At 43.6% G+C, this 10,307-nt stretch carries 10 protein-coding genes and 1 pseudogene; 7 read left to right on the top strand and 4 right to left on the bottom strand.

Annotated features, from left to right (window positions below):
* Positions 1-143: 143 nt before the first annotated feature.
* Positions 144-1,421 carry an alpha-L-fucosidase gene (locus QUB61_RS35200; RefSeq protein WP_333134986.1) on the bottom strand — a complete coding sequence of 426 codons (1,278 nt, stop codon included), beginning with the start codon at positions 1,419-1,421 and terminating at the stop codon, positions 144-146.
* 105 nt (positions 1,422-1,526) lie between these two features.
* Here QUB61_RS35200 and QUB61_RS35195 point away from each other — a divergent pair, with 105 nt between their 5' ends.
* The 3 genes from QUB61_RS35195 (at position 1,527) to QUB61_RS35185 (ending at position 3,018) form a co-directional block, all read left to right on the top strand.
* Positions 1,527-1,799 (top strand): IS1/IS1595 family N-terminal zinc-binding domain-containing protein, encoded by a 273-nt coding sequence (locus QUB61_RS35195; RefSeq protein WP_333134984.1) that lies wholly within the window; start codon positions 1,527-1,529, stop codon positions 1,797-1,799.
* Positions 1,800-2,184: 385 nt separating this feature from the next.
* Positions 2,185-2,328, top strand: a complete 144-nt coding sequence (locus QUB61_RS35190; protein WP_333134982.1) for a hypothetical protein — start codon at positions 2,185-2,187, stop codon at positions 2,326-2,328.
* 207 nt (positions 2,329-2,535) lie between these two features.
* Entirely contained in the window at positions 2,536-3,018 is a 483-nt protein-coding gene (locus QUB61_RS35185) for an Hsp20/alpha crystallin family protein (RefSeq protein ID WP_333134980.1), read from the top strand.
* 293 nt (positions 3,019-3,311) lie between these two features.
* Here the strand turns inward: QUB61_RS35185 and QUB61_RS35180 are convergent, their stop codons facing one another.
* Both QUB61_RS35180 and QUB61_RS35175 read right to left on the bottom strand, forming a co-directional pair.
* Entirely contained in the window at positions 3,312-3,695 is a 384-nt protein-coding gene (locus QUB61_RS35180) for a hypothetical protein (protein WP_333134978.1), read from the bottom strand.
* A gap of 381 nt (positions 3,696-4,076) precedes the next feature.
* A complete protein-coding gene (locus tag QUB61_RS35175) occupies positions 4,077-4,451 on the bottom strand; it encodes a hypothetical protein (RefSeq protein WP_333134976.1) in 375 nt (124 codons plus the stop codon).
* Between the two features lie 589 nt (positions 4,452-5,040).
* On the opposite strand from QUB61_RS35175, the gene QUB61_RS35170 reads away from it, so the two are divergent.
* From QUB61_RS35170 to QUB61_RS35155, 4 genes and pseudogenes are all read left to right on the top strand, one after another.
* Positions 5,041-5,340, top strand: coding sequence for a hypothetical protein (locus QUB61_RS35170; protein ID WP_333134974.1), 300 nt, complete (start codon positions 5,041-5,043; stop codon positions 5,338-5,340).
* A gap of 60 nt (positions 5,341-5,400) precedes the next feature.
* The gene (locus QUB61_RS35165) at positions 5,401-5,649 is read left to right on the top strand and encodes a hypothetical protein (RefSeq protein ID WP_333134972.1); all 249 of its coding nucleotides are present in this window, start codon (positions 5,401-5,403) and stop codon (positions 5,647-5,649) included.
* Positions 5,650-6,805: 1,156 nt separating this feature from the next.
* A pseudogene (locus QUB61_RS35160) lies at positions 6,806-7,523 on the top strand (IS1 family transposase).
* A gap of 860 nt (positions 7,524-8,383) precedes the next feature.
* Positions 8,384-9,301 carry a phytanoyl-CoA dioxygenase family protein gene (locus QUB61_RS35155; RefSeq protein WP_333134970.1) on the top strand — a complete coding sequence of 306 codons (918 nt, stop codon included), beginning with the start codon at positions 8,384-8,386 and terminating at the stop codon, positions 9,299-9,301.
* A 102-nt stretch (positions 9,302-9,403) separates the two neighbouring features.
* Here the strand turns inward: QUB61_RS35155 and QUB61_RS35150 are convergent, their stop codons facing one another.
* The gene (locus QUB61_RS35150) at positions 9,404-10,033 is read right to left on the bottom strand and encodes a discoidin domain-containing protein (protein WP_333134968.1); all 630 of its coding nucleotides are present in this window, start codon (positions 10,031-10,033) and stop codon (positions 9,404-9,406) included.
* Between the last annotated feature and the right edge of the window lie 274 nt (positions 10,034-10,307).

Genomic DNA, 10,307 nt, shown 5'->3' with positions numbered 1-10,307 from the left:
CAGTCATTTTATCAGAGGGGACTAAAAGCTATAAAGCTTATAGGGCAACCGCTTTAGCTTCGTTGTCGCCCCCTGAAGTGATGTTGAGTTGGGTGCGAAAGGCGACGGGGGTAGGAAGTGAAAAAGTGCGATCGCGAAACTGGTCAAATCTTGCTCTCAGTATCGTTGGCTGGAGCAATATCAACTGCAATCACCGTAGCATAGGGATCGAGGGCAAGCGAGGGTACTTGAATCGTTAACTCCCCAAAAGGATCGGCACTTAACAGAGAATCGACAATGGCACAGCGAGTTGAGTATTGCAATGATTCTTCTCCAGCAACGAGAGAAACGGCTTGAATCCGTTTAATGGGTAGACCTCTTACTGTTACTGAATCGTAGGGCTGCATCAGCAAGAATAAGTAAAAGCGATTGCCCCGCCGAGTAGAAGGACCGTAAAATTGCCAAGGTTCCAGTCCAGGCTGTGTTCCTACGATGCTCTGGGCATAGATAGCCATCCATTCTTCTGCCAATTGCAACAAATCCAATTGTTCAGATTGAATCTGCCCATTGCCCATTGGACTGACATTCAACAGCAGATTGCCACCTTTACCGGCAACTTCACAGAGGGTATGAATAAGTTGACGAGCTGACTTGAATTGGGTGTCCTTCGGGTTGTAACCCCAGCTTTCATTCAGAGTTAGGCAAGCTTCCCAAGTCCGCTGAGGCGGTTGGGGGGGGATGAATTGTTCGCAGGTATCGAAGTCTCCAAATCCAGGGAGGCGATCGTTGATTAGCAAATGCGGTTGCAGCGAGCGAATCATCTCATGTAGCTGTCTAGCTTGCCATTCCTCTGGCTTTCGCTCCCAACCGCCATCAAACCAAAGCAAGTCAATATTTCCGTAGTTGCTCAACAATTCTTTGACTTGAGCGAACATAAATTCAAGGTAGCGCTCCCACTGAGAACTTGTCGGCTGTCGGAATTTCCCAAACTGATACGGTTTGTCGGCTTCTGTGAAAGCCGGGTAGTCAGGGTAATGCCAGTCAATCAAGGAAAAATACAACCCAATTCGCAAACCCTCCGCCCGCATCGCCTCCACAAATTCTCGGACAATATCTTTTTTGTACGGCGCAGACTCGATAGAAAAGTCGGATTGCTGGGTATGAAATAAAGAAAATCCATCATGATGTTTAGCCGTCAAAATCACATACTGCATTCCCAAGCGTTTCGCTAAATGCGCCCAAGTTTGAGGGTTGTATTCAGTCGGATTGAAAGTTTGCGCGGTGCGGTGATAGTCCGCTACCGGGACATCTTGGCAGTACGGCAGGCTAAAGACGCCTCCAACCAACGGCCAAGATAATTCGTACCCACACTGGCTGCTATGGCTCCAGTGAACAAACATTCCCAATCGTGCTGTCTCAAACCAGTTGTTTTCTTGAGTCATTGGTTCACCCTGAAATATAGGCGGCATTGTGAAAGAGTAATGTTTACTCGCAGGTAAAATTAATAAGCTAAGCTAGGGTATACTTCTTTGTCAAATAGGGGTGAAATGAACTGCCCCAAATGTAACGCCACAGAGGTTTTTAAGAATGGTCGTCGTCAAGGGCGACAATACTACAAATGCAAGCACTGTGGTCGCCCGTTCCTGAGCATTACCGCCCCTAGCAGTATTTCCACTCCGGTCAGGCAACTGTGTCTCACAATGTACCTCAAGGGCATGGGACTACGAGGCATGGAACGAGTTACCGAGATCCACCATACCACTGTAATGCACGCTCATTCCAAAGACCCGACATCAACTGCGCGAAGCCCCAGAATCTGAAGAAATCCCAAAGGTAGCTGAACACCAAGAACTGCAAACCTTGGTGGGTAACAAGCGCAACAAGCTGTGGATTTGAACAGCCGTCAATTCCCTTGCAAGCTGGATTTTTGGTCCTTGTGATAGGCGGGCGCAGTGCTGCCACCTTCAAGTGGTGTGGAGTTTTGTCAAATGCTGGCAATGTTTCTTTTATCCTGTTTGGATGAACGGCCCACTGGCTTACAGATTACCCTTGGATAACTGAGGCACATCAAGATGTTTGAACTAGGGACACATAACCTCTGTCGGCTAACCAATGAGCTTGGAGAGTTTGGGCGATCGCATTTTTAAGAGTAGGATTATGCGAGATCCCTCATGAGCGCGAGCGATAGCTATTGGAAAGCAGCGATTGCCCGCGGGAGCACGTCCTTACCCTGCTACACATCACCCGCACCGCGTTTTTGGTACGGTTGGCAACACCAGCGATACTTCCCGCAACGCTCACGCCGTACAGTTCGAGCGAGGTAAGGTCATCAGCGTTGCCACAGCATGATGAGGTTTCTAGGAATAGTTTTGTACGGTTTCCTTCAATGTCAATTAATTCTGATTCTTTCGCACTTATTCTGGCAAATACGACTAACTGGGTTGGGTTCTCCTGACTGTTGCTCCTACTTATAAAGCGGCATCATAATAACTGTAAGCAATGAGCTTCAACCAAAACAAACTTATAGAGCTTTACCAATCTTTGAGGTGACAGATTATGTTGATGCGCTCTTGGCAACCCTTCACGTCCATTGAAACCATCCGCCAGCAACTCGATAAAGTTTTTGACCAACTGGCAGCAACGAGAGATAATTCAGAAGCTGCTTGGATGCCCGCTCTAGAATTGGCTGATGCTGGGGACAACTTCCTATTAAAAGCGCAACTGCCCGGAATTGACCCCAAAGACATTGACGTTCAAGTCACTCCGGAAGCAATTTCCATCTCAGGCGAGCGCCGCTACGAAAACACAGACGATAAGTCTGGCTACCTCCGCTCAGAATTCCGCTACGGCAAATTCCACCGGGTGCTTACCTTGCCCGCACACATTCAAAACGACTCTGTGCAAGCTGAATGCAAAGATGGCATTCTAACGCTAACACTGCCCAAAGTAACTGAAGCTCGCAATAAAGTCGTCAAGATTAACTTAGCCCAGATTGCTGGAGCTTCAACGAATCCCGCTTTGGAACAGGCTAACCAATAACGATCGGCTGTGCTTAATCGAGTGAGGCAAATTTTCCCAAATTGAGCCTAATTGGATTTACTTAACAACAACGGAACTGGAAAAGCTGATACCGGGAGCTAAACTTGCTCTCGGTATTCTTTATTGGGGAAAGCCGAGCGAAAAACCACCTACCACTGCCCTGAACCCGCAGTGAATTCAGTAACGCTTACCTGGGGGGGTGACAAAGAGGTCTAGGAAATAGACCCAATAAGGGTTGCAGCCCTTATTCCCTGTTGATAAAAACGGCGTTTATTTCGAGTTAACTTCATTAACTATTGTACCAGTTCAGAATGTCTATCGAGATAATTTATCCACTGCTCTCCATCTAAGCCCACGCCAAATGTACTCCGTCTACGGTATTTTTTTATCGGTTCTTTACGACGAGATACATATTTTTGCACCTGCTTTTTCTGGATTTCATTGCCTTCAAATACAGCCGCACTGTAGGCGATCGTCATTAACAGAATTATTTTAATTAGTCGGTTTCCTCTTAAACCAGTCCCTTCTATATTGTAACCTCCTGTCTTATAATCTCGGAACATTTCTTCAATTCCCATCCGCTGTTTATAAGCGGAGAGCGCGAGGGCCAATGAACCCAAATCTGTGAGGATAAACCAGGCGTCTTTTACTTCCACCCATGATAATTTCGTTTCCATTTACAGGTAATGTCAAATCCTGCTACAGGCCGCGTTTTCCTGACCCTCACTCCTTGGAAATATAACGAAGTTCCTGGTACTAATCCTAATTGGTCTAAGCGCTGCCACATTAATGTTTCTGTTTGCAGACAATAATTTTTTCTTAGCCTCAAGCAAAAAGACACACCCATTGCCGCATCGCCAGTTTCCCAAGTCTACTGAACAAAATTCACGGTCTCCTAAAATGATGACTTTATATTTTTTAAGTAATGGTATAACTTGTTCTAAAGCGAGGATTTGTTCTTGTAAGTTACTGTTTCCTAATTTTGGTAAAAGCGACCAATATAATGGGATGGCTCTTTTTTGCCAAATTAGGGCGATTCCCTTCGGGATAGCTTCGCTTCACGTAAACAGATTTATACATCCCCATTGGCTGCGGTCGATTGCAATTGATAAGCTTTCTCCAACAGGGCAATAAGTTGTTAACCAATAAGCGATCAATGGATGCCAAAGTAGTGCGATAGTTAATTGAGGTAAATCGAGAAACCTTTGTAGCTTACGACGACGACTTTCGGTGGTAATTGGATAGGGAAATACCCGTGCGAGTCGCTCTAATCTCACTTGTTTTTCTGATTGTATCAAATTGAGCAAGATTGTGAGTAGAATAAACTGAGCTGGCGCCAGTTGTTTTTGTAAGTGGGTCTGATAGAATGTTGGTAACATTTTTTTGGGATAGGCTGGCGTGTAACAATTATGCTGCCTATCTTTTTTTACCACAACGCAGCTCAATCTTTGGCCCATAAGGGTTTCAGGCGGATTGTCACCCCCCCAGAACGCTTACAAGGCAGGCTTCCAGTAAATGCAGAAGAGAGCTAGACGAGCAGAATATCCAATCGTGAACCCAGGGGCATTGAAATCCCTCAGTCCTCTGTTCCACCACTTGTGTGGCAAGTAAAGACGCTGGGATGTCTATTGCTATGGTTGAGACTGGACCTGATCCGGGTCATGAAAGAGCCCGTCACACCTATGAAAAGGTGGGCTTCGAGCTATTCCCAGTCGCCAGATACTTCAAGAAGCTCTAACTGCAGATGTGTTGATTTCGCGATTCGCATTGTATCTTTCATAATGCGAGAGTTCTCTATGGGGCAATATTATGTCAGCTTTAACTGATGCTCTAAACCGCATCATGGAATGACTTCAACAAAACAGCCCTATCGCTTGGAGCGGACTGACGAAAGACGTTAGTGCATTGCGAAGGTTACTTGCAGCCACTCAAGCGAACTGTTAGATTTCTCTACAGTTTTGGCTCAATTAGTATTTGTTTGGGTAATGATACAACTCAAATAGTATAAGAGCATGGAATGTAATGATAGAGGAACATACGTGGACAGACTTACAACAACGGCAATGGATTTGTGATGTCGAAGATGTAAACCTGATACCGCAAGGAGCTTCATTTGTTAGCTTGTGGAAACAGTATACAAATGGCGTTGCTATTATGCTCTCTATTCACTCTAAAGACGGTCAGTTTGTGTTGTATCAAGATGTCGGTCATGCGGCCTCTGGAACAAAAAGAACTAATTGCGGTACATTTTTAACCGCTGATGCTGCGGTACATCAACTGATTCAAGAGTGCTATAGCTGGGATAATACGTGGGGTATGTAATAGCAAGCCGAAGGAAATAACGGCTTGTTACGCCATTAACATAGCAAGCGAGGGTGAGTTGTGAAGCAATCGCCAATTTCAGCTGAATTGATTTGGGTACCGATCGGTAAGACGATATATCCAGAACCTTATGCTTCCCTTGTTCAGGGACGACAAAAGCGAAAACTAGGTGAGTATTTTGGGTTGACTCATTTTGGAGTTAATTTAACCAATCTCTTACCCGGTGCAGTTTCTGCTCTTGCTCACAGCCACTCAAAGCAAGAAGAATTTATTTTGGTATTGGAAGGCAGTCCAACGCTGGTACTATAGCGCTCCTAAATTAGATGTGAACACTCATATGGTAAAATATAAAAGACATAACTAACAAAAGATTCTCAGAATTGATAGCCAGGTACTGGAACCCAAAAAGCAAGAACTAGAAGATTTTATTCAAGGAAATCCAGATGCTAGAGAAGTCAAACGAGCATTAGCGGTTAAATGGAGTTTGTCAGGAATATCCTATCGTCAAATTAGAAAACTGTTAAATGTCTCTTTAGGATTTATTAGTAAGTGGAATAAAAAAAAATTGACCTGGGGAGTAAACGGGCTAAAAATAGCTTACAAAGGGAAGCCTAGCTATTTAAGTCAATCAGACAAAGAAGAAATTATTCTCTGGTTAAGTCATAATTAAATGTGGGATTTGGCAGAATTAGCTATCCATATAGAGTCAAAATACGACTAATTTATCAGTCTCAACTCTCGTTACTATTCTTTACTTGAATCAGCAAAAATTATTGGGAAAAAATCCCAGAAGAAAAATCCCCAAGGCTCCCCTAAATTGATCGTTGAAAAAAAGAAATTAATCAGTATTTAGAAACATGGAAATCAGATATATAAAAAGGTAAGTTATGCGTGTTTATGTTGGATGACTGTCACTTATTGTGGGGAAATTTATGCGGGTATATCTGGGCAAAAAGCGATAGGAGAATAGAAGTAGAGATGACAAATCAGAAACAGAGACAAACCTATTATGGGGCATTAAATTATGGAAATAAATAATTTTTACTGCAACCCTATAAGAAAGGAGATTCATCAAATACAATTAGCTTTTTAAAATTTTTAATAAAACAACGCCCAAACTCAAGGCTGACAATTATTTGGGATGGAGCAAGTTATCATAAATCACAAGAGTTAAGGGATTATTTAGACTTAGTAAATAAATAGAAAAGCCCCGAGGGATGGCAAATAAATTGTATCTCCTAAGCCCCGAATGCCCCTGAAAAAAATCCAGTTGAAGATATTTGGCTACAAGGAAAAAATCTGATGATAAAATTAGCACATCGCTGTAAATTTTTGGCAATCGTCAAGAGATTATTTATGTTTTTTTTAAATCGTCAAATATTTGGCTTTCCGAAAAATGGTAGTCCTGCATAGTCAGGATAACCTGTTATAATTTACTTATTCAATCTGCCTTAACTTTTAGCTTATGAAATGTCCCAGGTGCAATTCTCAATATATTGTGAAAAATGGTCACACTCACACTGGTAAACAAAACTTTAAATGTCGAGATTGTGACAGACAATTTGTCATGGCTCCCAGACATCAGTCGGTGGAGGAATAAACAAGAGAATTGATAGATAGACTTTTATTAGAAAAGATATCTCTGGCTGGGATAGAAGCGGGCGACGGGGGTTTCACCAAGGTGGCTACAATACTATGTTAATAAAAAATTAGGATTTGCCGTCAAAAGACAAGTGGAAGTGAAATAAAAAAAGGGAGAAGCTAACAATTCAATGCGATGAAATCCGGTTATTTATTTGTAGGAAATAAAGGTAATAAGCAGTGGATTTGGTTAGCAATTGATGTCTTGACTAAAGAAATTATAGGAGTATATATTGGCCAAAGAGATAAAGAGGGTGCTCGAGGACTTGGGAATTCTTTACCAGCAGTATATCGTCAATGTGCTGTCAGCTATACAGACTTTTGTCCTTTCTTATGGCAGAGTTTTTCCTAAAAAAAGACAGAGAGCAGTAGGAAAGGATACTGGTCAGACAAACTATATAGAAAGATTTAATAATACCATGAGACAAAGAATATCTAGATTGGCAAGAAAAACCATTTCATTTTCTAAAAAACTCTCCAATCATAGGGGAGCTATTTGGTATTTTATTCAGAGCTATAACGCTGATTTATCTATTAAATAAAACCCTTAATTATCCTGACTATGCAGGACTACCCGAAAAATTATATGTATGGGTAGTGTTCACAAATCATTTAGGATTGCTATAGGTGAAGAGGCATTCGTTTTGCATCCGGATGAGTGCTATGGATTTAAGGCAGGCATGGGTATCGCCCGTCAACTAATTAATCGCTTTCTCTGAAAATGTAACCTATCTTGAAATTGGCGATCGCACTGAGGGAGATGAGGTCGAATTCCCAAATGACGATCTCAAAGCAACACAACTGCCGAATGGTGAATGGGCTTTAACGCACAAAGATGGTCGCGCTTATTAAGGTCACGGCCTAACAACCGCGCTGCACCAGAATATTCCGCTCGCGCATTGCATCCTTCAACTTAATCCGATCGCCCGATCTTGTAGGTTGGGTTGAAGTATGAAACCCGACACTCATCACTGCTTCTATACCTCAATCCTGGCGCGATCGCCCAATCGAGTCATGTTTGGTTTCACGTTATTTACTGAGCCATAAGTAAGGACGTGATAAGCTCAACCCAACCTACAGCGAGGGGCGAGCGTACTCGTTCCAATACTCCGCCTTGGCATGATTCGCGAAGGCTCTGCCTCCAGTAAGCGGTAAAGCTGCATAGGAGCGGTAGGTTGTGACATAAGTTAATGTTGGATAAAACCGATATAGGGGGTGGTATCCCGCAAAAGTCACGGATAACACCAAAGAACCCGGACTTAACCTGCAAAGTTTCTGTTTAATTTAAAATTAGGGTGTTATCCAGCAGCTCTGACGGATCATCCTGGAAGGTAAAGGTGTTATCCAGCACATCTGTTGAATACTGAAGTTTCTACTGTCCCGGCTTAAACGGGTAGCCACGATGCTGATTAAGCAAACAAAAACAGCCCTAAGTTCCCTAGGTTATGAACTAGATTGCCGTGAGGAGGCTTTTGGTTATCTAAAAGATTCCTCCGATGTACTCGGACAGCCAGAGCAATTGCGACGGAGGATGCAACAAGACGGTTACTTATACTTAAAAGCCTTTCTTAACTCTCAAGAGGTTTGGCAAGCTCGTCAGGAAATTGCAGCTTGTTTAGCTGCTGAGGGAAGCTTGGAACTATCAAGCCCTGTTCTAGATTGCATCGCTAAACCTGGATTAAACATACATTTCCGTCCCGATTTAGCAAGCAGGAGTTCAACACTGAAAACACTGCTTTATTCGGGACGGATGATGGAATTTTTTGGAATTTTTTTAGGCGGTCAAGTCCGGCATTACGATTACACCTGGCTTAGAGCCGTCGCCCCAGGAAAAGGAACTTACGCTCATTGTGACATTGTGTATATGGGACGGGGAACTGACAAGCTTTACACGGCTTGGACTCCCTTAGGCGATATTCCTTGGGAATTAGGGGGGTTAATGATTTTGGAAAATTCTCATCATCTAGAGACTATTAAAAATAGCTATGGATGTAAAGATGTCGATCGCTATTGTGCCAACAGAAAAACGGCCCCTTTGTATGCGTCCAATCAAAAAGGGTGGGATGGAGCCTTATCCAGAAACCCGGTTTCTTTGCGCTGTAAATACGGAGGACGTTGGTTGAGTGCCGAATTCGAGGCTGGAGATGTTCTGATTTTTGGTATGTTTACCATTCATGCCAGTTTGGATAACCATTCTCCTTCTATTCGGCTCTCCTCGGACAGCCGTTATCAATTGGCATCGGAACCAGTGGATGAAAGGTGGGTTGGTAGTAACCCTATTGGTCACTCTACTGCTGCTAAGCAAGGTCAGATTTGCTAGAAGAAGACTTTAGTATTGTGTGTTTGAATTTAAGTTTAGTCGCTCCGCATCCCTACCGCACCGAGTTCAGCTCTGAGCTATCCTAAAAGACACTTAAACCTCTTACTTTTTTGGGGAGTAAGCCCGGAGTTGATGGAACGTCCCCCAACCATTCCATTGGCCGTCTGGTGGCTCCCAATACTTGACATATCGAGCGGTCATCGGGGGAATTGCAACATCAATATCAAGTTTATTGAAACTGGTCTTTGGAGAGTAAGGATGGACTATCTCAGAAGCTAATCGCCAAGTTTTATTATCTGTTGAAACCTCAACGCGAAAGGTTAGCGAATTCTTAAACGCACCATCCCAATCAATATTGTAGCCAATACCGTTGAGTGAATAAACCGCACCTAAATCGACAATTTGAAAGGTGCCAGTACCTTGATTGGTGCCGTTTCCCCACCGCCCAAGTTTTGGATAATTCGTTGTGGTTTGGTAATCAGCCGGATCGTTAGCATTAGCCCAGCCAGGATAGGTAATCCCTCCGTTTCTGGCAATCACTGGTTTGCCCGCAGCTACGTTGGTGCCTGATATCGGCTTCGACGAAGCAATATTGCTTGGAGATGCTGATTCCACTGCTGGCGGTGGAAGTGTAGGGGTGTTTGATACTTGTTGAATCGATTGAGAACAGCCAGCCACAGCTCCCGTAGCGAGGAAGATCCAAGCAAACCAGACACACAATTTTTTCATCATTGAGGAGGGACGATCGCCCCAGCAAATTAGGCGTATTATCCCAGGATACGCTCGCCTCTGTTCTGAGGGAAACTAAAACCGAACTAAAACCTCAACGCGCCCGCCATGCCCAAAATCCATGAGTGCTCACGCTGTCTCCTCTTGGCGCGCAATCCTTACTTAGTCTGTGCCGTCCACCCCACAGGCTCAGACACCGACACTAGAGCGCCAGTCCAGTAAAAAAGGTTGACAAAAAGCAGGAAGTATGATGGGCTAGAAAAACTAGCCCAGTAAG

The sequence above is a fragment of the Microcoleus sp. C2D2 genome (assembly GCF_036702495.1).
Taxonomy (GTDB): domain Bacteria; phylum Cyanobacteriota; class Cyanobacteriia; order Cyanobacteriales; family Microcoleaceae; genus Microcoleus.
The sequence above is the reverse complement of the archived record's forward strand: the minus strand, read 5'-3'. Positions and strand labels throughout refer to the sequence as shown.

Coding starts and splice junctions, on each gene's coding strand:
- QUB61_RS35200 (WP_333134986.1), bottom strand. CDS start 1,421: ATGACTCAAGAAAACAACTGGTTTGAGACAGCACGATTGGGAATGTTT.
- QUB61_RS35195 (WP_333134984.1), top strand. CDS start 1,527: ATGAACTGCCCCAAATGTAACGCCACAGAGGTTTTTAAGAATGGTCGT.
- QUB61_RS35185 (WP_333134980.1), top strand. CDS start 2,536: ATGTTGATGCGCTCTTGGCAACCCTTCACGTCCATTGAAACCATCCGC.
- QUB61_RS35180 (WP_333134978.1), bottom strand. CDS start 3,695: ATGGAAACGAAATTATCATGGGTGGAAGTAAAAGACGCCTGGTTTATC.
- QUB61_RS35170 (WP_333134974.1), top strand. CDS start 5,041: ATGATAGAGGAACATACGTGGACAGACTTACAACAACGGCAATGGATT.
- QUB61_RS35155 (WP_333134970.1), top strand. CDS start 8,384: ATGCTGATTAAGCAAACAAAAACAGCCCTAAGTTCCCTAGGTTATGAA.
- QUB61_RS35150 (WP_333134968.1), bottom strand. CDS start 10,033: ATGATGAAAAAATTGTGTGTCTGGTTTGCTTGGATCTTCCTCGCTACG.